22 protein-coding genes are annotated in these 19,759 nt (G+C 75.0%); 11 read left to right on the plus strand and 11 right to left on the minus strand.

The features are described 5' to 3' along the window. Positions 1 to 33: 33 nt before the first annotated feature. From G5C62_RS04185 to G5C62_RS04200, 4 genes are all read left to right on the plus strand, one after another. Positions 34 to 612: a hypothetical protein gene (locus G5C62_RS04185; protein WP_164700054.1), complete on the plus strand. Its 579-nt coding sequence runs from the start codon at positions 34 to 36 to the stop codon at positions 610 to 612. A 43-nt stretch (positions 613 to 655) separates the two neighbouring features. After that, the gene (locus G5C62_RS04190) at positions 656 to 1,906 is read left to right on the plus strand and encodes a geranylgeranyl reductase family protein (RefSeq protein ID WP_164700055.1); all 1,251 of its coding nucleotides are present in this window, start codon (positions 656 to 658) and stop codon (positions 1,904 to 1,906) included. Positions 1,907 to 2,012: 106 nt separating this feature from the next. Then, positions 2,013 to 2,348, plus strand: a complete 336-nt coding sequence (locus tag G5C62_RS04195; protein ID WP_036341107.1) for a PadR family transcriptional regulator — start codon at positions 2,013 to 2,015, stop codon at positions 2,346 to 2,348. Continuing rightward, positions 2,345 to 3,364 (plus strand): HAAS signaling domain-containing protein, encoded by a 1,020-nt coding sequence (locus tag G5C62_RS04200; RefSeq protein WP_164700056.1) that lies wholly within the window; start codon positions 2,345 to 2,347, stop codon positions 3,362 to 3,364. Before G5C62_RS04195 ends, G5C62_RS04200 begins: the two co-directional genes overlap by 4 nt. A gap of 9 nt (positions 3,365 to 3,373) precedes the next feature. Here the strand turns inward: G5C62_RS04200 and G5C62_RS04205 are convergent, their stop codons facing one another. Further along, entirely contained in the window at positions 3,374 to 4,201 is an 828-nt protein-coding gene (locus tag G5C62_RS04205; RefSeq protein ID WP_081975642.1) for a hemolysin III family protein, read from the minus strand. 124 nt (positions 4,202 to 4,325) lie between these two features. Here G5C62_RS04205 and G5C62_RS04210 point away from each other — a divergent pair, with 124 nt between their 5' ends. Genes G5C62_RS04210 through G5C62_RS04230 form a run of 5 tightly spaced genes read left to right on the plus strand, consistent with a single transcriptional unit; the run spans position 4,326 to position 8,393 of the window. Then, a complete protein-coding gene (locus G5C62_RS04210; RefSeq protein ID WP_036341110.1) occupies positions 4,326 to 5,105 on the plus strand; it encodes an isoprenyl transferase in 780 nt (259 codons plus the stop codon). Positions 5,106 to 5,151: 46 nt separating this feature from the next. After that, positions 5,152 to 6,369, plus strand: a complete 1,218-nt coding sequence (locus G5C62_RS04215; RefSeq protein ID WP_164700057.1) for a DUF885 domain-containing protein — start codon at positions 5,152 to 5,154, stop codon at positions 6,367 to 6,369. Between the two features lie 5 nt (positions 6,370 to 6,374). Continuing rightward, positions 6,375 to 6,560 (plus strand): hypothetical protein, encoded by a 186-nt coding sequence (locus G5C62_RS04220; protein ID WP_164700058.1) that lies wholly within the window; start codon positions 6,375 to 6,377, stop codon positions 6,558 to 6,560. A gap of 43 nt (positions 6,561 to 6,603) precedes the next feature. Next, the gene (locus G5C62_RS04225) at positions 6,604 to 7,599 is read left to right on the plus strand and encodes an ATP-binding cassette domain-containing protein (protein WP_164700059.1); all 996 of its coding nucleotides are present in this window, start codon (positions 6,604 to 6,606) and stop codon (positions 7,597 to 7,599) included. Then, the gene (locus tag G5C62_RS04230; RefSeq protein WP_164700060.1) at positions 7,596 to 8,393 is read left to right on the plus strand and encodes an ABC transporter permease; all 798 of its coding nucleotides are present in this window, start codon (positions 7,596 to 7,598) and stop codon (positions 8,391 to 8,393) included. The genes G5C62_RS04225 and G5C62_RS04230 overlap by 4 nt, the downstream gene beginning before the upstream one ends. Here the strand turns inward: G5C62_RS04230 and G5C62_RS04235 are convergent. The 5 genes from G5C62_RS04235 to G5C62_RS04255 are packed head-to-tail and all read right to left on the minus strand — an operon-like array spanning position 8,309 to position 12,184. Continuing rightward, on the minus strand, positions 8,309 to 8,914 hold the full coding sequence (locus tag G5C62_RS04235; protein WP_241175694.1) for an ABC transporter permease: 606 nt from the start codon (positions 8,912 to 8,914) through the stop codon (positions 8,309 to 8,311). The two genes, G5C62_RS04230 and G5C62_RS04235, sit on opposite strands and share 85 nt — an antisense overlap. Then, entirely contained in the window at positions 8,911 to 9,906 is a 996-nt protein-coding gene (locus G5C62_RS04240; protein ID WP_164700059.1) for an ATP-binding cassette domain-containing protein, read from the minus strand. Before G5C62_RS04240 ends, G5C62_RS04235 begins: the two co-directional genes overlap by 4 nt. Before the next feature lie 43 nt (positions 9,907 to 9,949). Beyond that, the gene (locus G5C62_RS04245; RefSeq protein ID WP_164700058.1) at positions 9,950 to 10,135 is read right to left on the minus strand and encodes a hypothetical protein; all 186 of its coding nucleotides are present in this window, start codon (positions 10,133 to 10,135) and stop codon (positions 9,950 to 9,952) included. A 5-nt stretch (positions 10,136 to 10,140) separates the two neighbouring features. Further along, positions 10,141 to 11,358 (minus strand): DUF885 domain-containing protein, encoded by a 1,218-nt coding sequence (locus G5C62_RS04250; protein WP_164700057.1) that lies wholly within the window; start codon positions 11,356 to 11,358, stop codon positions 10,141 to 10,143. Between the two features lie 46 nt (positions 11,359 to 11,404). Continuing rightward, complete coding sequence (locus tag G5C62_RS04255; protein ID WP_036341110.1) at positions 11,405 to 12,184, minus strand: isoprenyl transferase; 780 nt, start codon at positions 12,182 to 12,184, stop codon at positions 11,405 to 11,407. A 124-nt stretch (positions 12,185 to 12,308) separates the two neighbouring features. On the opposite strand from G5C62_RS04255, the gene G5C62_RS04260 reads away from it, so the two are divergent. Further along, on the plus strand, positions 12,309 to 13,136 hold the full coding sequence (locus tag G5C62_RS04260) for a hemolysin III family protein (protein WP_081975642.1): 828 nt from the start codon (positions 12,309 to 12,311) through the stop codon (positions 13,134 to 13,136). Between the two features lie 9 nt (positions 13,137 to 13,145). Here the strand turns inward: G5C62_RS04260 and G5C62_RS04265 are convergent, their stop codons facing one another. The 5 genes from G5C62_RS04265 to G5C62_RS04285 form a co-directional block, all read right to left on the minus strand. Further along, positions 13,146 to 14,165 carry an HAAS signaling domain-containing protein gene (locus G5C62_RS04265; RefSeq protein ID WP_164700056.1) on the minus strand — a complete coding sequence of 340 codons (1,020 nt, stop codon included), beginning with the start codon at positions 14,163 to 14,165 and terminating at the stop codon, positions 13,146 to 13,148. Next, the gene (locus G5C62_RS04270) at positions 14,162 to 14,497 is read right to left on the minus strand and encodes a PadR family transcriptional regulator (RefSeq protein WP_036341107.1); all 336 of its coding nucleotides are present in this window, start codon (positions 14,495 to 14,497) and stop codon (positions 14,162 to 14,164) included. Before G5C62_RS04270 ends, G5C62_RS04265 begins: the two co-directional genes overlap by 4 nt. A 106-nt stretch (positions 14,498 to 14,603) precedes the next feature. Beyond that, entirely contained in the window at positions 14,604 to 15,854 is a 1,251-nt protein-coding gene (locus G5C62_RS04275) for a geranylgeranyl reductase family protein (RefSeq protein ID WP_164700055.1), read from the minus strand. 43 nt (positions 15,855 to 15,897) lie between these two features. After that, entirely contained in the window at positions 15,898 to 16,476 is a 579-nt protein-coding gene (locus G5C62_RS04280; protein ID WP_164700054.1) for a hypothetical protein, read from the minus strand. A gap of 45 nt (positions 16,477 to 16,521) precedes the next feature. Then, positions 16,522 to 18,528, minus strand: coding sequence for a thioredoxin domain-containing protein (locus G5C62_RS04285; RefSeq protein ID WP_164700053.1), 2,007 nt, complete (start codon positions 18,526 to 18,528; stop codon positions 16,522 to 16,524). Between the two features lie 121 nt (positions 18,529 to 18,649). Between G5C62_RS04285 and G5C62_RS04290 the strand changes: the two genes are divergently transcribed. Beyond that, positions 18,650 to 19,738 (plus strand): transglycosylase domain-containing protein, encoded by a 1,089-nt coding sequence (locus tag G5C62_RS04290; RefSeq protein WP_164700052.1) that lies wholly within the window; start codon positions 18,650 to 18,652, stop codon positions 19,736 to 19,738. The last annotated feature ends 21 nt before the right edge of the window (positions 19,739 to 19,759 follow it).

The raw sequence follows: 19,759 nt of genomic DNA on the forward strand, positions 1-19,759 counted from the left end.
AGTGTGCGGTATTCGTTCCACCGAGGAGGAATCGTGCACGCACACCACCGCTTCCCACCCGAGGGCTTCCCTGGTCGCGGGCGTGCCCGTGGCCGCGCCGCGGACGCCCCCCCGCCGGTCGATCGCGCCGAGGTCGCCGGCTGGTTCGCCGGACGGCTCCCCGACGAGTGGTTCACCGGCCCGGTCGAGCTGGTCGTCGACCGGGACGAGATCACCGTCGTGGGGTCGGTTCCCGAGCCCGAGCCGGGTGACGGCGACCCGACGGCCGCCCGTGCGGGACGGATCGCCCGCTTCCGGGAGCAGACCCGCGGCCAGCGGATGGCGATCGCCGATGCCGCCCAGGAGCGTTACGGCCGGTCGGTCGCCTGGGGTGCGACCTGCGGCGACGTCCGGGAGCTGTTCACCACGCTCTCCGTGCCGGTGATGACCCGACTGCGGCAGCCCGAGCGTCTGGTGCTGGACACCCTGGTCGACGCCGGCGTGGCCCGGTCCCGGTCCGAGGCGCTGGTCTGGACCGTGCGCCTGGTCGGCCAGCACGCCGACGACTGGCTGGCCGAGCTGCGGCAGGCCATGGCCGCCGTCGAGGAGGTGCGCGCGCGGGGTCCCCGGTAGGAGGGCCGCGGGCCCGTGCGGGGGCCGGGGGACACTGGGTGCCGTGCCCGACACCGCTGAGCCCACCGACACCGACGTGCTCGTGGTGGGGGCCGGTCCCGCCGGGGCGGCTGCGGCCGCCTGGGCCGCGCGCGGCGGCGCCGACGTCGTCCTCGCCGACGCCGCCGTCTTCCCCCGGGACAAGACCTGCGGTGACGGCCTGACCCCCCGGGCCATCGCCGAGCTCGACCGGCTGGGGCTCGGCGACTGGGTGCGCTCGCACGGCCGCAACCGGGGGCTCCGGGCGGCCGGCTTCGGCCAGGAGCTGCTGCTGCCCTGGCCCGGTGGCGCGCTGCCCGACCACGGCGGTGCCGTCCCCCGCACGGAGCTGGACGCCCGGATCCGCTCGGTGGCCCTGGACTCGGGCGCCACCCCGCTGGAGGGTGCCCGCGCGGTGGACGTCGAGCGGGACGGCGACCGGGTGGCTGCGGTGGTGTTCCGCCGTCCCGACGGGTCGACGACGACGGTCCGCTGCCGCCGGCTGGTGGTGGCCGACGGCGTCCGCTCGCCGCTGGGCCGGGTGCTCGGCCGGGAGTGGCACCGCGACACCGTCTACGGGGTGGCCGCACGCGGCTACGTGCGCTCCGGTCGCAGCGACGACGAGTGGATCAGCTCGCACCTGGAGCTGCGTGGGGCCGAGGGGGAGCTGCTGTCCGGCTACGGCTGGGTGTTCCCGCTGGGTGCCGAGCGCGGTGAGGTCAACGTCGGGGTCGGCACGCTGGCGACCGAGCGCCGTCCGGCCGAGGTGCGGCTGCGCAGCCTGCTGGAGCTCTACACCGACCAGCGGCGCGCGGAGTGGCAGATCGACGGCGCCGTGCAGGCCCCCGCCAGTGCACTGCTGCCGATGGGCGGTGCGGTCTCCGGCGTCGCCGGGCGCAACTGGGCGCTGGTCGGGGACGCCGCGGGCTGTGTCAACCCGCTCAACGGCGAGGGCATCGACTACGGGCTGGAGACCGGCCGCAGCGTGGTCGACCTGTTCGACGACGACGACTGGTCGCACGCCTGGCCCACGACGCTGCGCCGGCACTACGGCGAGGCCTTCTCCATCGCCCGCCGGCTGGCCGGGCTGCTCACCGTGCCCAGGTTCCTGCCCGCCGCCGGCCCGGTGGGCATGCGGTCCCGGCTGCTGATGACCGTCGCCCTGCGGGTCATGGGCAACCTGGTGACCGACACCGACCGGGACGTCGTCGCCCGCGCCTGGCGCCGGGCCGGCCGGCTCTCGGTGCGGCTGGACCACCGCCCGCCGTTCGCCTGAGCCGCCCCTCGCCCGGGCTCGGGCACGACGCGCCGGACCGCCGCCTGCCCGCTACTGCGTGATGCGCAGCACTGTGCGTTCCACACCGACGAGCCGGAGGGCCCCGATGGACACCACGCAACTGCTCAAGGGGGTGCTGGACCTCGCCGTCCTCGCGGTGCTGGACGGGGAGGACGGCTACGGCTACGACGTCGTCCGGCGGCTGCGCGCCGGGGGGCTCGAGGAGGTCGGCGACGCCTCGGTCTACGGCACGCTGCGGCGGCTGTACGCCGCGGGCCACCTGACCAGCTACGTCGTCCCCTCGGCCGAGGGGCCGCACCGCAAGTACTACGGGCTCAACGTCTCCGGGCGGGCACAGCTGGAGATCGCGACCAAGACCTGGCAGGGCTTCGCCGACACGATGGCGGCCCTGCTGACGACCGATCCGGAGGTGGCGGCATGACCGGCGCGACGAGTGTGGGCCGGCAGGCCGAGGTGGCGGAGTACGCGGCGGCGGTGCGCGCCGCGCTGACCGACGTCCCGGCCGACCGGTGCGAGGAGCTGCTGGAGGACCTCGAGGACCACCTGGCGGAGGTGGCCGCGGACGGCGATGCGCCGCTGGAGTTCCGGCTGGGGTCGCCGCGCCACTACGCCGACGAGCTGCGGACCGCCGCCGGGTTGCCGGTCGCGCCGCCGGCCGAGGACGACCAGGTCGGCCTGACCGAGTTGGTCACCCGGCTCCGGTCCTGGGCGCCGGTGCGGCAGGTCGAGGCGTTCCTCCCCGAGCTGCGGCCGGCGTGGTGGGTGGTGCGGGCCTGGGCGGCGGTGACCGCGGTGGACGTGGTGTTCGTCGGGGGCACGTCCTTCCCGGTGCCCACCCTCGGGCTCGGCCCGGTCGGCCTGCTGATCACCGGTGCGGCGATCGCCTGGTCGGTGCGGCTGGGCCTGCAGGCCCGGGCGGAGGGGCGCGAGCCGGGGCGCCGCGCCGCCCTGGTCAACGCCGGGCTGGGGCTGCTGACGCTCGTCGCCCTGGTCGGCCTGGCCGACGGGCCCGGCGTCGCCACCGCCGAGCAGGTGTACGTCGAGGACGCGCAGCCGGACCACCTGGTGCACGAGGACGGCACGCCGATCACCAACATCCTGCCGTTCTCCTCCACCGGTGAACCGCTGACCGGCGTCCTGCTCTACGACCAGGACGGGCGCCCGATCGACGGGCTCGCCGACGCGACGGTCGACGGCGAGCAGGTCGAGACGGTGCCGGACGCACCGCTGCAGCCGGGGAACGCCTACCCTCAGCAGCGACAGGTGCTGAGCTGGGACCAGTACGGCGAGGAGACCGCCGTCCCGATGCCACTGCCGAGCATCGCGCCCAGCACCGGCGTCGCACCCAGCGCCGGCGTCACCCCGGAGCCGGAGCCGGTGCCGGCCGTGCCGGGGGAGACCCCCGGGACCGGTCCGGGCGCGCCGCCGACGCCCTGAGCGGCCGGCTCAGGTGAGCGGGGAGCGGTAGACCACGAAGTAGACGGCGATGTAGTGGCAGAGGGCGGCCACGATCGTCAGCGCGTGGAACACCTCGTGGTAGCCGAAGGTGCCCGGCCAGGGGTTGGGCCACTTGCTGGCGTAGGCGATCGCCCCGACGCTGTAGAGCAGGCCGCCGACGCACAGCAGCACCAGCGCGGTGACGCCGGCCAGTTGCAGGATGTCGACCAGCACGAACACCGCCGCCCAGCCCAGGGCCAGGTAGATCGGCACGCCCAGCCAGCGGGGTGCGTGCGGCCAGGCCACCTTCAGCGCCACACCCAGCACGGCACCGGCCCAGACGAGGGCCAGCAGCCACCGGCCGGTCGGTTCGGGGACGGCGAGCAGCGCGAACGGCGTGTACGTCCCGGCGATGAACACGAAGATCATCGAGTGGTCGGCGCGCTTCATCAGCTTCCAGCCGCGCGGTGACCAGCGTCGGCGGTGGTAGAGCGCGCTGACCCCGAAGAGCCCGAGGATGGTGAGGCAGTACAGCGCCACCGACCAGCCGGCGCGCGCGCCCTGCACGGCAGCGAGCGGGATGAGCACCGCCCCGGCGACGACCGACCCGAAGAACGCGAAGAGGTGCAGCCAGCCCCGCATCCGGGGGCGGGTGTCGGGGTGGTCGTACTCGTGGTCGCCGTACTCGGTCAGCGCCCACTCGCCCTGGCGCTCGACGGACTCGACCCGTTCGCCCTCCGCATGGACGGCCGCCACCGCCTCGCCGGCCGGCGCCTCGATCTCAGCGCCGTCAGCGGTGACCCGGGCGTGGTCCTCGTGGTCTGAGGAGACGCTCATGAGCCGAGGTTACGGAGCAGTGGGTACCGCGTCATCCCGGGCCGGGTGTGATCTCGCTGGGAACGCGCCGCCCGGTCCGGCGCGCGGTCCGGCCGCGCGGGGAGGCGGCACCTAGGGTGAGGGCGTGGTGGTGCGCGCGAAGGTCCGGGACGCGCTCACCGTCGTCTACGAGCGCAGGCTGGCCCGCGGCCTGGTGGGCGCCGACACCCCACGGCACGTCGGCGTGATCATCGACGGCAACCGGCGCTGGGCCCGGGCCATCGGCCTGGAGGACGTCAGCGAGGGGCATCGCCGCGGCGCGGACAAGATCGCCGACCTGCTCTCCTGGTGCGACGAGGCCGGGGTCGAGGTGGTCACCCTCTTCCTGCTGTCCACCGACAACCTCACCCGGCCGGCTCCCGAGCTCACCCCGCTGCTCCGGATCATCGAGGGCGTCGCCTGCGACCTGGCCGGCCCGGACCGGCGGTGGCACCTGCGGGCGGTGGGTGCCCTCGAGCTGCTGCCGGCGGAGACCGTCGCCGTGCTGACCCGGGCCGAGCGCGACACCCGGGAGCGGCCGGGGGCGACGGTGAACCTGGCGGTCGGCTACGGCGGACGCCGGGAGATCGCCGACGCCGTCCGGTCGCTGCTGGCCGAGCACGTCCAGCGGGGGACGACGCTGCCGGAGCTGATCGAGGTGCTCGACGCCGACCACATCGCCGAGCACCTCTACACCCGTGGGCAGCCCGACCCGGACCTCGTCATCCGCACCAGCGGCGAGCAGCGGCTCTCCGGGTTCCTGACCTGGCAGACCGCCCACTCCGAGTTCTACTTCACCGACGTCTACTGGCCGGAGTTCCGCCGAGTCGACTTCCTGCGGGCGCTGCGCGCCTACGCCGCCCGGCACCGCCGCTTCGGCAGCTGACCCGGCCCTGCCCGGGACGGCGCCCGGGGGCTGACAGACTCGGGGCATGGCAGCCGGCGCGGTCGACGTCCCCCTGGAGTACGTGCGGCTGGGGCTGCGCTTCGACCGGCTCGAACCCGGCTTCGTCGACGCCTACACCGGCGAGCAGCGGCTGCGGGCCCAGGTCGCCGACGAGCCGGCGCCGCAGCCGCACCAGCTGCGCGACCAGGCCCGGGCGCTGTTGGGCGAGCTCGACTCCGCCGCTCTGCCGGCCGACCGGACCGCCTACCTGCGCGGTCAGCTCACCGGTCTGGAGTGCAGCGCCCGCAAGCTGGGCGGGGAGCCGGTCGGCTTCATCGCCGAGGTCGAGGCCTACTTCCAGGTGTCGGTCGCCCTCGGCGACCCGGCCGAGTACGCCGCCGCGCACGCCGAGCTCGAGCAGCTGCTGCCGGGCAGCGGGACGCTGGCGGAGCGGTACGCGGTGCACCGGCGCCGGGAGGAGTGCCCCCCACAGCGGCTGGAGGAGGCGGTGCACGCGCTCTCCTCCGCACTGCGGGACCGGGTGCGCGGCCAGTACGGCCTGCCCGAGGCCGAGACGGTGCGCTACGAGGTGGTCACCGACAAGCCGTGGTCGGGGTTCAACTACTACGAGGGCGACTACCGCTCGCGGGTGGCGATCAACGCCGACCTGCCGCACCGGCTCGGTCAGCTGCCGCACCTGGTCGCGCACGAGTCCTACCCCGGGCACCACACCGAGCACTGCCGCAAGGAGCGGGGGCTGGTCGAGCGCGACCAGCACCTCGAGCACACCGTGTTCCTGGTCAACACCCCCGAGTGCCTGATGGCCGAGGGGCTGGCCGACCTGGGCGTCGAGGCGTCGATCGGCGCCGGGTGGGGCCCCTGGGCCGCCGACGTGCTCGGTGACCTGGGCCTGCGCTTCGACGGGCACCTGGCCGAGCGGGTCGCCGCCGCGGCCGCGCCGCTGAACCGGGTGCGCCAGGACGCCGCGATCCTGCTGCACGACCGCGGCGCCGACCCCGACGTGGTGATCGCCCACCTCCAGCGCTGGGGTCTGGTGAGCCGTGACCGCGCCGTCCAGCAGCTGCGGTTCCTCACCGACCCGCTGTGGCGGGCCTACATCTCCACCTACGTCGAGGGCTTCGACCTGCTCGCCGCCTGGCTGGCCGCCCGGCCGGCCGGGCAGCCCGTCGCCGACCGGTTCCTGCGACTGCTGGACGAGCCGCTGACGCCGGCGGTCGTCACCGCCGAGCTGGCCGGCGCCTGACCGTCGTGGCGAGCGGGACGACGGAGGAGCGACAGGCCCTCGGGCTGTGGATGGCGGGCTGGCTGGCGCTGTTCCTGCTGGCCGGGCTGCTGTGGCTGGGCGACGTGTCGCTGCAGTGGCCGGTGCTGCTGGTGCCGGCGGCCTGGGCGCTGGTGGTGCTCCGGCCGCGCCGGTCGTCCGCCGGGAGCTGAACCCGGTCGACTCCTGTCGGTGCACCGGTGGAGGATCCCCGCCGTGATCCACGCCCGCGGGCTCGCCCGCACCTTCCGGAAGAAGAAGCAGGAGGTGCACGCCGTCGCCGGCGTGGACCTCGACGTCGAGGCCGGGGAGATCGTCGGCTTCCTGGGCCCGAACGGCGCCGGCAAGACCACCACGCTGCGGATGCTGACCACCCTGCTCGAGCCCACCGCCGGCACCGCCACCGTGGCCGGCTGCGACCTGATCGCCGACCCGGTCGGGGTACGCCGCCGGATCGGCTACGTCTCGCAGAGCGGCTCGACCGCGCCCGAGGCCCGCGCCGGGGAGGAGGTCGTCGACCACGCCCGGCTGTACGGGATCAGCACCGAGGAGGCGACCGCCCGCGGCAAGCAGCTGTTCCGTGAGCTCGACCTCGACGGCCTCTGGGAGCGTCAGCCGAAGGCGATGTCCGGCGGCCAGCGCCGTCGGCTGGACATCGCGCTGGGCCTGGTGCACGTCCCGGGCCTGGTCTTCCTCGACGAGCCGACCACCGGGCTCGACCCGCAGGCCCGGGCGAACCTGTGGCAGCACATCCGCGGCCTGCGCGCCGAGCGCGGGACGACGGTGTTCCTGACCACGCACTACCTCGACGAGGCCGACGCGCTGTGCGACCGGATCCTGGTCATCGACTCCGGCCGCATCGTCGCCGCCGGCACCCCCGACCAGCTCAAGTCCGACGTCGGCGGCGACGTCCTGACCGTCACCGCCGAGCACGCCGACGCCGCCGGGCAGGTCGCCGCCCTGATGGCCGCGCTGCCCGGGGCGGAGGCTCCCCAGGTCGACGGCACCCGGGTGGTCGGCCGCGCCCCGAACGGCGGTGCCGCCCTGGTCGCCCTCGTCCGCGAGCTGGACGCCGCCGGCATCGCCGTGGCCGGCATCGAGAGCCGCCGGCCCAGCCTGGACGACGTGTTCCTCGGCCTCACCGGCCGGTCGCTGCGGGAGACCGGGGCGCCGCCCGCCGTCCCCACCGAGTCGCTGGAGGCAGCCCGATGAGCACGGTCGCGACCCCGCCGGAGGCCACCCAGCCCACGACCAGTGCCACCGCGACCAGCAACCTGGTCCGGGACACCTACACGGTCTTCGCCCGGGCGATGCGGATGTCGCTGCGCAACCCGGCCTGGCTGGTGATCAGCCTGCTGCAGCCGATCCTCTACATCACCCTCTTCGGCCCGCTGTTGACCTCCGACGCCGTCCAGCTGGGTGCGGGCAACGCCTACCAGGTGTTCGTGCCCGGGATCCTCGTCCAGCTGGGCATCTTCGGTGCGCTGTTCGTCGGGTTCGGGCTGATCGCCGAGTACCGGGCCGGGGTCATCGAGAGCCAGCGGGTCACCCCGGCCAGCCGCACGGCGCTGCTGCTGGGGCGGGTGCTGCGTGACGTCGTCGTCCTGCTGGTGCAGGGCACGCTGCTCGTGCTGGTGGCCATCCCGCTCGGGCTGCGCGCACCGGTGGCCGGGGTGCTGCTGACCCTGGTGGTCATCGCGCTGCTGGGGGCGGCGTTCGCCTCGGTCTCCTACGCGCTCGCGCTGACGCTGAAGAGCGAGGACGCCTTCGCGCCGCTGCTCAACGCCGTCGTCCTGCCGGTGCTGCTGCTCTCGGGCATCCTGCTGCCGATGTCGCTGGCCCCCGGCTGGCTGCAGGCGATCAGCGACGTCAACCCGCTCAAGCACGTGGTCGAGGGCACCCGTGCCTTCTTCGACGGCGACTACGGCAGCAGCACCGGCAGGACGACGGCGTTGAGCAGCGGCGCGAAGGCGTCCTCGCTCTTCAGCGTCAGCGCGAGCGCGTAGGAGACCGAGGCGAACGCCGCCCCCAGCAGCGCGATGACCACCAGGGTCAGCAGCACCCCGGCCACCGGTGCGCGCAGCCCGAGCGGGATGGCCACCAGCACGAGCAGCGTGCCCTGCACCAGCAGGACGACGACGTCACGCAGCACCCGCCCCAGCAGCAGCGCCGTGCGGCTGGCCGGGGTGACCCGCTGGCTCTCGATGACCCCGGCCCGGTACTCGGCGATCAGCCCGAACCCGACGAACAGCGCACCGAAGATGCCCAGCTGGACGAGGATCCCGGGCACGAACACCTGGTAGGCGTTGCCCGCACCCAGCTGGACGGCGTCGGAGGTCAACAGCGGGCCGAAGAGGGTGATGTAGAGGATCGGCTGCAGCAGGCTGATCACCAGCCAGGCCGGGTTGCGCAGCGACATCCGCATCGCCCGGGCGAAGACCGTGTAGGTGTCCCGGACCAGGTTGCTGGTCGCGGTGGCACTGGTCGTGGGCTGGGTGGCCTCCGGCGGGGTCGCGACCGTGCTCATCGGGCTGCCTCCAGCGACTCGGTGGGGACGGCGGGCGGCGCCCCGGTCTCCCGCAGCGACCGGCCGGTGAGGCCGAGGAACACGTCGTCCAGGCTGGGCCGGCGGCTCTCGATGCCGGCCACGGCGATGCCGGCGGCGTCCAGCTCGCGGACGAGGGCGACCAGGGCGGCACCGCCGTTCGGGGCGCGGCCGACCACCCGGGTGCCGTCGACCTGGGGAGCCTCCGCCCCGGGCAGCGCGGCCATCAGGGCGGCGACCTGCCCGGCGGCGTCGGCGTGCTCGGCGGTGACGGTCAGGACGTCGCCGCCGACGTCGGACTTGAGCTGGTCGGGGGTGCCGGCGGCGACGATGCGGCCGGAGTCGATGACCAGGATCCGGTCGCACAGCGCGTCGGCCTCGTCGAGGTAGTGCGTGGTCAGGAACACCGTCGTCCCGCGCTCGGCGCGCAGGCCGCGGATGTGCTGCCACAGGTTCGCCCGGGCCTGCGGGTCGAGCCCGGTGGTCGGCTCGTCGAGGAAGACCAGGCCCGGGACGTGCACCAGGCCCAGCGCGATGTCCAGCCGACGGCGCTGGCCGCCGGACATCGCCTTCGGCTGACGCTCCCAGAGGCCGTCGAGGTCGAGCTCACGGAACAGCTGCTTGCCGCGGGCGGTCGCCTCCTCGGTGCTGATCCCGTACAGCCGGGCGTGGTCGACGACCTCCTCCCCGGCGCGGGCCTCGGGCGCGGTCGAGCCGCTCTGCGAGACGTAGCCGATCCGGCGGCGTACCCCGACCGGGTCGGCGATCAGGTCGCAGCCGGCCACGGTGGCGGTGCCGGCGGTGGGCTCGAGCAGGGTGGTCAGCATCCGCAGCGTGGTGGTCTTGCCGGCGCCGTTCGGGCCCAGGAAGCCGACGATCTCCCCGGCCTCGACGTCGAGGTCCACGCCGGCGACGGCGTGCACCTCCTGCTTCTTCTTCCGGAAGGTGCGGGCGAGCCCGCGGGCGTGGATCACGGCGGGGATCCTCCACCGGTGCACCGACAGGAGTCGACCGGGTTCAGCTCCCGGCGGACGACCGGCGCGGCCGGAGCACCACCAGCGCCCAGGCCGCCGGCACCAGCAGCACCGGCCACTGCAGCGACACGTCGCCCAGCCACAGCAGCCCGGCCAGCAGGAACAGCGCCAGCCAGCCCGCCATCCACAGCCCGAGGGCCTGTCGCTCCTCCGTCGTCCCGCTCGCCACGACGGTCAGGCGCCGGCCAGCTCGGCGGTGACGACCGCCGGCGTCAGCGGCTCGTCCAGCAGTCGCAGGAACCGGTCGGCGACGGGCTGCCCGGCCGGCCGGGCGGCCAGCCAGGCGGCGAGCAGGTCGAAGCCCTCGACGTAGGTGGAGATGTAGGCCCGCCACAGCGGGTCGGTGAGGAACCGCAGCTGCTGGACGGCGCGGTCACGGCTCACCAGACCCCAGCGCTGGAGGTGGGCGATCACCACGTCGGGGTCGGCGCCGCGGTCGTGCAGCAGGATCGCGGCGTCCTGGCGCACCCGGTTCAGCGGCGCGGCCGCGGCGGCGACCCGCTCGGCCAGGTGCCCGTCGAAGCGCAGGCCCAGGTCACCGAGCACGTCGGCGGCCCAGGGGCCCCACCCGGCGCCGATCGACGCCTCGACGCCCAGGTCGGCCAGCCCCTCGGCCATCAGGCACTCGGGGGTGTTGACCAGGAACACGGTGTGCTCGAGGTGCTGGTCGCGCTCGACCAGCCCCCGCTCCTTGCGGCAGTGCTCGGTGTGGTGCCCGGGGTAGGACTCGTGCGCGACCAGGTGCGGCAGCTGACCGAGCCGGTGCGGCAGGTCGGCGTTGATCGCCACCCGCGAGCGGTAGTCGCCCTCGTAGTAGTTGAACCCCGACCACGGCTTGTCGGTGACCACCTCGTAGCGCACCGTCTCGGCCTCGGGCAGGCCGTACTGGCCGCGCACCCGGTCCCGCAGTGCGGAGGAGAGCGCGTGCACCGCCTCCTCCAGCCGCTGTGGGGGGCACTCCTCCCGGCGCCGGTGCACCGCGTACCGCTCCGCCAGCGTCCCGCTGCCCGGCAGCAGCTGCTCGAGCTCGGCGTGCGCGGCGGCGTACTCGGCCGGGTCGCCGAGGGCGACCGACACCTGGAAGTAGGCCTCGACCTCGGCGATGAAGCCGACCGGCTCCCCGCCCAGCTTGCGGGCGCTGCACTCCAGACCGGTGAGCTGACCGCGCAGGTAGGCGGTCCGGTCGGCCGGCAGAGCGGCGGAGTCGAGCTCGCCCAACAGCGCCCGGGCCTGGTCGCGCAGCTGGTGCGGCTGCGGCGCCGGCTCGTCGGCGACCTGGGCCCGCAGCCGCTGCTCGCCGGTGTAGGCGTCGACGAAGCCGGGTTCGAGCCGGTCGAAGCGCAGCCCCAGCCGCACGTACTCCAGGGGGACGTCGACCGCGCCGGCTGCCATGCCCCGAGTCTGTCAGCCCCCGGGCGCCGTCCCGGGCAGGGCCGGGTCAGCTGCCGAAGCGGCGGTGCCGGGCGGCGTAGGCGCGCAGCGCCCGCAGGAAGTCGACTCGGCGGAACTCCGGCCAGTAGACGTCGGTGAAGTAGAACTCGGAGTGGGCGGTCTGCCAGGTCAGGAACCCGGAGAGCCGCTGCTCGCCGCTGGTGCGGATGACGAGGTCCGGGTCGGGCTGCCCACGGGTGTAGAGGTGCTCGGCGATGTGGTCGGCGTCGAGCACCTCGATCAGCTCCGGCAGCGTCGTCCCCCGCTGGACGTGCTCGGCCAGCAGCGACCGGACGGCGTCGGCGATCTCCCGGCGTCCGCCGTAGCCGACCGCCAGGTTCACCGTCGCCCCCGGCCGCTCCCGGGTGTCGCGCTCGGCCCGGGTCAGCACGGCGACGGTCTCCGCCGGCAGCAGCTCGAGGGCACCCACCGCCCGCAGGTGCCACCGCCGGTCCGGGCCGGCCAGGTCGCAGGCGACGCCCTCGATGATCCGGAGCAGCGGGGTGAGCTCGGGAGCCGGCCGGGTGAGGTTGTCGGTGGACAGCAGGAAGAGGGTGACCACCTCGACCCCGGCCTCGTCGCACCAGGAGAGCAGGTCGGCGATCTTGTCCGCGCCGCGGCGATGCCCCTCGCTGACGTCCTCCAGGCCGATGGCCCGGGCCCAGCGCCGGTTGCCGTCGATGATCACGCCGACGTGCCGTGGGGTGTCGGCGCCCACCAGGCCGCGGGCCAGCCTGCGCTCGTAGACGACGGTGAGCGCGTCCCGGACCTTCGCGCGCACCACCACGCCCTCACCCTAGGTGCCGCCTCCCCGCGCGGCCGGACCGCGCGCCGGACCGGGCGGCGCGTTCCCAGCGAGATCACACCCGGCCCGGGATGACGCGGTACCCACTGCTCCGTAACCTCGGCTCATGAGCGTCTCCTCAGACCACGAGGACCACGCCCGGGTCACCGCTGACGGCGCTGAGATCGAGGCGCCGGCCGGCGAGGCGGTGGCGGCCGTCCATGCGGAGGGCGAACGGGTCGAGTCCGTCGAGCGCCAGGGCGAGTGGGCGCTGACCGAGTACGGCGACCACGAGTACGACCACCCCGACACCCGCCCCCGGATGCGGGGCTGGCTGCACCTCTTCGCGTTCTTCGGGTCGGTCGTCGCCGGGGCGGTGCTCATCCCGCTCGCTGCCGTGCAGGGCGCGCGCGCCGGCTGGTCGGTGGCGCTGTACTGCCTCACCATCCTCGGGCTCTTCGGGGTCAGCGCGCTCTACCACCGCCGACGCTGGTCACCGCGCGGCTGGAAGCTGATGAAGCGCGCCGACCACTCGATGATCTTCGTGTTCATCGCCGGGACGTACACGCCGTTCGCGCTGCTCGCCGTCCCCGAACCGACCGGCCGGTGGCTGCTGGCCCTCGTCTGGGCCGGTGCCGTGCTGGGTGTGGCGCTGAAGGTGGCCTGGCCGCACGCACCCCGCTGGCTGGGCGTGCCGATCTACCTGGCCCTGGGCTGGGCGGCGGTGTTCGTGCTGGTCGACATCCTGCAACTGGCCGGCGTCACCGCGCTGGTGCTGCTGTGCGTCGGCGGCCTGCTCTACAGCGTCGGGGCGATCGCCTACGCCAGCAAGTGGCCCAACCCCTGGCCGGGCACCTTCGGCTACCACGAGGTGTTCCACGCGCTGACGATCGTGGCCGCCCTCTGCCACTACATCGCCGTCTACTTCGTGGTCTACCGCTCCCCGCTCACCTGAGCCGGCCGCTCAGGGCGTCGGCGGCGCGCCCGGACCGGTCCCGGGGGTCTCCCCCGGCACGGCCGGCACCGGCTCCGGCTCCGGGGTGACGCCGGCGCTGGGTGCGACGCCGGTGCTGGGCGCGATGCTCGGCAGTGGCATCGGGACGGCGGTCTCCTCGCCGTACTGGTCCCAGCTCAGCACCTGTCGCTGCTGAGGGTAGGCGTTCCCCGGCTGCAGCGGTGCGTCCGGCACCGTCTCGACCTGCTCGCCGTCGACCGTCGCGTCGGCGAGCCCGTCGATCGGGCGCCCGTCCTGGTCGTAGAGCAGGACGCCGGTCAGCGGTTCACCGGTGGAGGAGAACGGCAGGATGTTGGTGATCGGCGTGCCGTCCTCGTGCACCAGGTGGTCCGGCTGCGCGTCCTCGACGTACACCTGCTCGGCGGTGGCGACGCCGGGCCCGTCGGCCAGGCCGACCAGGGCGACGAGCGTCAGCAGCCCCAGCCCGGCGTTGACCAGGGCGGCGCGGCGCCCCGGCTCGCGCCCCTCCGCCCGGGCCTGCAGGCCCAGCCGCACCGACCAGGCGATCGCCGCACCGGTGATCAGCAGGCCGACCGGGCCGAGCCCGAGGGTGGGCACCGGGAAGGACGTGCCCCCGACGAACACCACGTCCACCGCGGTCACCGCCGCCCAGGCCCGCACCACCCACCACGCCGGCCGCAGCTCGGGGAGGAACGCCTCGACCTGCCGCACCGGCGCCCAGGACCGGAGCCGGGTGACCAACTCGGTCAGGCCGACCTGGTCGTCCTCGGCCGGCGGCGCGACCGGCAACCCGGCGGCGGTCCGCAGCTCGTCGGCGTAGTGGCGCGGCGACCCCAGCCGGAACTCCAGCGGCGCATCGCCGTCCGCGGCCACCTCCGCCAGGTGGTCCTCGAGGTCCTCCAGCAGCTCCTCGCACCGGTCGGCCGGGACGTCGGTCAGCGCGGCGCGCACCGCCGCCGCGTACTCCGCCACCTCGGCCTGCCGGCCCACACTCGTCGCGCCGGTCATGCCGCCACCTCCGGATCGGTCGTCAGCAGGGCCGCCATCGTGTCGGCGAAGCCCTGCCAGGTCTTGGTCGCGATCTCCAGCTGTGCCCGCCCGGAGACGTTGAGCCCGTAGTACTTGCGGTGCGGCCCCTCGGCCGAGGGGACGACGTAGCTGGTCAGGTGGCCCGCGGCGTACAGCCGCCGCAGCGTGCCGTAGACCGAGGCGTCGCCGACCTCCTCGAGCCCCCCGGCGCGCAGCCGCCGGACGACGTCGTAGCCGTAGCCGTCCTCCCCGTCCAGCACCGCGAGGACGGCGAGGTCCAGCACCCCCTTGAGCAGTTGCGTGGTGTCCATCGGGGCCCTCCGGCTCGTCGGTGTGGAACGCACAGTGCTGCGCATCACGCAGTAGCGGGCAGGCGGCGGTCCGGCGCGTCGTGCCCGAGCCCGGGCGAGGGGCGGCTCAGGCGAACGGCGGGCGGTGGTCCAGCCGCACCGAGAGCCGGCCGGCCCGGCGCCAGGCGCGGGCGACGACGTCCCGGTCGGTGTCGGTCACCAGGTTGCCCATGACCCGCAGGGCGACGGTCATCAGCAGCCGGGACCGCATGCCCACCGGGCCGGCGGCGGGCAGGAACCTGGGCACGGTGAGCAGCCCGGCCAGCCGGCGGGCGATGGAGAAGGCCTCGCCGTAGTGCCGGCGCAGCGTCGTGGGCCAGGCGTGCGACCAGTCGTCGTCGTCGAACAGGTCGACCACGCTGCGGCCGGTCTCCAGCCCGTAGTCGATGCCCTCGCCGTTGAGCGGGTTGACACAGCCCGCGGCGTCCCCGACCAGCGCCCAGTTGCGCCCGGCGACGCCGGAGACCGCACCGCCCATCGGCAGCAGTGCACTGGCGGGGGCCTGCACGGCGCCGTCGATCTGCCACTCCGCGCGCCGCTGGTCGGTGTAGAGCTCCAGCAGGCTGCGCAGCCGCACCTCGGCCGGACGGCGCTCGGTCGCCAGCGTGCCGACCCCGACGTTGACCTCACCGCGCTCGGCACCCAGCGGGAACACCCAGCCGTAGCCGGACAGCAGCTCCCCCTCGGCCCCACGCAGCTCCAGGTGCGAGCTGATCCACTCGTCGTCGCTGCGACCGGAGCGCACGTAGCCGCGTGCGGCCACCCCGTAGACGGTGTCGCGGTGCCACTCCCGGCCGAGCACCCGGCCCAGCGGCGAGCGGACGCCGTCGGCCACCACCAGCCGGCGGCAGCGGACCGTCGTCGTCGACCCGTCGGGACGGCGGAACACCACCGCAGCCACCCGGTCGCCGTCCCGCTCGACGTCCACCGCGCGGGCACCCTCCAGCGGGGTGGCGCCCGAGTCCAGGGCCACCGAGCGGATCCGGGCGTCCAGCTCCGTGCGGGGGACGGCACCGCCGTGGTCGGGCAGCGCGCCACCGGGCCAGGGCAGCAGCAGCTCCTGGCCGAAGCCGGCCGCCCGGAGCCCCCGGTTGCGGCCGTGCGAGCGCACCCAGTCGCCGAGCCCCAGCCGGTCGAGCTCGGCGATGGCCCGGGGGGTCAGGCCGTCACCGCAGGTCTTGTCCCGGGGGAAGACGGCGGCGTCGGCGAGGACGACGTCGGCGCCGCCGCGCGCGGCCCAGGCGGCCGCAGCCGCCCCGGCGGGACCGGCCCCCACCACGAGCACGTCGGTGTCGGTGGGCTCAGCGGTGTCGGGCACGGCACCCAGTGTCCCCCGGCCCCCGCACGGGCCCGCGGCCCTCCTACCGGGGACCCCGCGCGCGCACCTCCTCGACGGCGGCCATGGCCTGCCGCAGCTCGGCCAGCCAGTCGTCGGCGTGCTGGCCGACCAGGCGCACGGTCCAGACCAGCGCCTCGGACCGGGACCGGGCCACGCCGGCGTCGACCAGGGTGTCCAGCACCAGACGCTCGGGCTGCCGCAGTCGGGTCATCACCGGCACGGAGAGCGTGGTGAACAGCTCCCGGACGTCGCCGCAGGTCGCACCCCAGGCGACCGACCGGCCGTAACGCTCCTGGGCGGCATCGGCGATCGCCATCCGCTGGCCGCGGGTCTGCTCCCGGAAGCGGGCGATCCGTCCCGCACGGGCGGCCGTCGGGTCGCCGTCACCCGGCTCGGGCTCGGGAACCGACCCCACGACGGTGATCTCGTCCCGGTCGACGACCAGCTCGACCGGGCCGGTGAACCACTCGTCGGGGAGCCGTCCGGCGAACCAGCCGGCGACCTCGGCGCGATCGACCGGCGGGGGGGCGTCCGCGGCGCGGCCACGGGCACGCCCGCGACCAGGGAAGCCCTCGGGTGGGAAGCGGTGGTGTGCGTGCACGATTCCTCCTCGGTGGAACGAATACCGCACACTGTAATCCTGTAATCAGTTCACCACCGGCCCCATCGCTGCGCTGAGAGCGGACACCTCCGTGACCGGCGCCGCACAGACGAAACCGCGGCAGACGTAGGCGGCCGGATGGCCGTCGCGCACCGGCCGCCCGGCCAGCAACGGGACGCCGGGAGCATCCGGCTCGCCGGCCACCACCACCGCGCCCGGGCTCGCCGATGCACGTGCCGCGGCCGTCAACGCGTCGCGCTCCGGACCGGCCGGCCCACTGACGGCCACCTCCAGCGGGCCGGCCAACAGCGCCTCCCCCACCGCCGCCGCCCAGCCGGCCGCCCGCGGCGCCTGCGCCACCAACCCGGCCAGCGACGCGAGCGCCGCCTCCCCGCGGGCCCGGTGCTCCGGCGAGCCGGCCAGCGCCGCGTAGCCGACCAGCGCGCCCGCAGCCGCCGCGATGCCCGCCGGCGTGGGGCCGTCGGTCGGGTCGAACGGGCGGTGGACGAGCGCCTCGGCGTCCGCTGCCGTGTCGTGCCACTGCCCCTCGCCGTCGACGAACTGCGCGGCGACGACGTCGAGCAGCTCCCCGGCCCAGCTCAGCCACCGCCCGTCAGCGGTGGCTGCGTGCAGCGCCAGCAGCCCCTCGGCGAGGTCGCCGTAGTCCTCGAGGACCCCCGCGTTGGCCCCAACCGAGCCGTTCCGGGAGGCGCGGCGCAACCGTCCGTCCACCCAGTGGACCTGATGCAGCAGCGCGGCTGCCCGAGCCGCGGCCCCGACCAGCCCCGGGTCGCCGGTCAACGCGCCGTGGTCGGCCAGGGCCGCGATCGCCAGCCCGTTCCAAGCGGTGACCACCTTGTCGTCGCGGGCCGGCTGCGGGCGCTGCGCCCGTGCAGCGATCAGCGCCGCCCGCACCCTGGCCAGCCGCCCGGCGTCGTCGGGGTCGCGCAGCAGCTGCAGGGTGGAACTGCCGTGCTCGAACGTCCCCTCGGGGGTCACGGTGAAGGCCTCCGCGGCCCAGGCGCCGTCGTCCGCGCCGAGCACCTCGACCAGCTGAACCGGCGTCCAGACGTAGGTGAGCCCCTCGACCCCCTCGGTGTCGGCGTCCAGCGCCGAGGCGAACCCGCCCTCGGCGGTACCCAGGTCCCGCACCAGGAACGCGGCGGTCTCGTCGGCGACCCGACGGGCCCAGTGGGCCCCGGTGCTCCGCCACAGGTGCGAGTAGACCCGCAGGAGCAGGGCGTTGTCGTAGAGCATCTTCTCGAAGTGCGGCACCACCCAGTGCTCGTCGACGGAGTACCGGGCGAAGCCACCGGCCAGCTGGTCGTAGACGCCCCCGCGGGCCATCGCCTCGGCGGTGTGCACGGCCATGCCGAGGGAGTTGGGGTCACCTCGCCGGGCATGGGCGCGGAGCAGGAACTCCAGCACCATGGACGGCGGGAACTTCGGGGCGCCGCCGAAGCCACCGGCGCGCCGGTCGTGGCTGTCGGCGAGCACGCCGACGGCCCGGTCCAGGAGGTCGGCGGACAGCGGGCTGGGGTCGCCGAGGTCCAGCCGACTGGAGATGCCGGCCACGACGCTCTCCCCCGCCGACTCCAGCTCGTCGCGCCGACTGGCCCAGGCCTCGCTCACCGCGCTGAGCACCTGCCGGAACGCCGGCAGCTGCGGATGTGGCCGGGGCGGGAAGTAGGTCCCGCAGTAGAACGGTGCGCCGTCCGGCGTGGTGAAGACCGTCATCGGCCAGCCGCCGTGGCCGGTCAGCGCCTGGGTGGCGGTCATGTAGACGCTGTCGACGTCCGGGCGTTCCTCGCGGTCGACCTTCACGCAGACGAAGCCGGCGTTCATCTGTGCGGCCGTCTGCGGGTCCTCGAACGACTCGTGCGCCATCACGTGGCACCAGTGGCAGGCCGCGTAGCCCACGGAGACCAGCACGGGCACGCCGCGCTCACGGGCCTCCTCGAACGCGCCGGGGCCCCACTCCCGCCAGTCGACCGGGTTGTCGGCATGCTGCAGCAGGTAGGGGCTCGTCGCGGTGGCGAGGCGGTTCGGCATGGCCCTCTCCTTCCCGTCCCCGGCCCCGCCCGAACGGCGCAGCGGGCCTCGAGCGGCGCCATCTGCCGGGCCGGCGCCCGTACGATGGCGGCTCGCGTCGACCCCTGGGGAGCTCCACCGTATGACCCACGTCCCGCCGGACCGCCAGCCGACCGTGCGGTTCCGCCGCCCGGCCGACGGGCCACCTGCGGACACCGCGTACCCGTCCGACCCGTTCCCCCCGGCCGGCGGCGACCGGTACGGCCCACCGTCGGACGCGGCCGGCTGGCACCCACGCCCGCCGGCCGAGGGGCAGTCCCGCCCCGCGCGGCGCTGGCGGCGGGGCGGCCGATCCGACGACGCACCGCCGCCGGCCCCGGAGCCGCGCCCCCGGCGCACGTGGCCGGGCCGTCGCCCCGGAGGGCGCCGCGGCGCCCTCCGGGCGCTCGGCCGGCTGGTCGCCGTCGTCTTCGTCCTCCAGGCGCTGGTGATGGTGTCGCTGCGCTGGATCGACCCGCCGACGACGGCGTTCATGGCCGCCAACCCGGCCGGCTCGATCCAGCAGTCCGTGCCGGTCGAGCACGTCTCCCGGAACTTCCTCGCCGCGGTCATCGCCCACGAGGACGCCCCGCTCCCCTACCGCTCGGGCGCCTTCGAGTGGGAGTCGCTGCTCGCCCGCGCACAGGCCCACCTGCGCGGCGAGGACGACCCATCCGGCTCGACCATCCCGCAGCAGGTGGCCAAGAACCTGTTCCTCAACCAGGAGCTGAGCGCCTGGCGCAAGGCGGTGGAGGCCGGCCTGGCCGCGGAGCTGGCCCTGGTCGTCGACGACCGTCGGATGCTCGAGCTCTACGTCAACCACGCCCAGTTCGGCCCCACGCTGTACGGCGTCTGCACGGCCAGCTGGTACTACTTCGACACCCCGCCGGACACCCTGTACCCCGAGCAGGCGATCCAGCTGGCCGGCCTGCTCCCCTCCCCCGGGCACGTCCGCCGCGCCCCCGGCGGCGGGCTCGACTTCCAGGTGGAGGACGGCCTGGGCTGGCTGTCCCGCTCCCACGTGCTCAACGCCCAGGCCCGGCTGCCGCGCCACCTCGACCGGCTGGGCTTCCAGCCGGTCGAGGACGTCGGCATCACCGGGCTGGCCGCCGACCAACCGGACTCCGGCGACGACTGCAGCGTGCGCCCTCAGGAGGTCGCCGACCTGATCGCCGCGGAGGGCACCGCCTGACGGACGGCGTCACAAGATCGT

The sequence above is a fragment of the Modestobacter sp. KNN46-3 genome, from assembly GCF_011039295.1.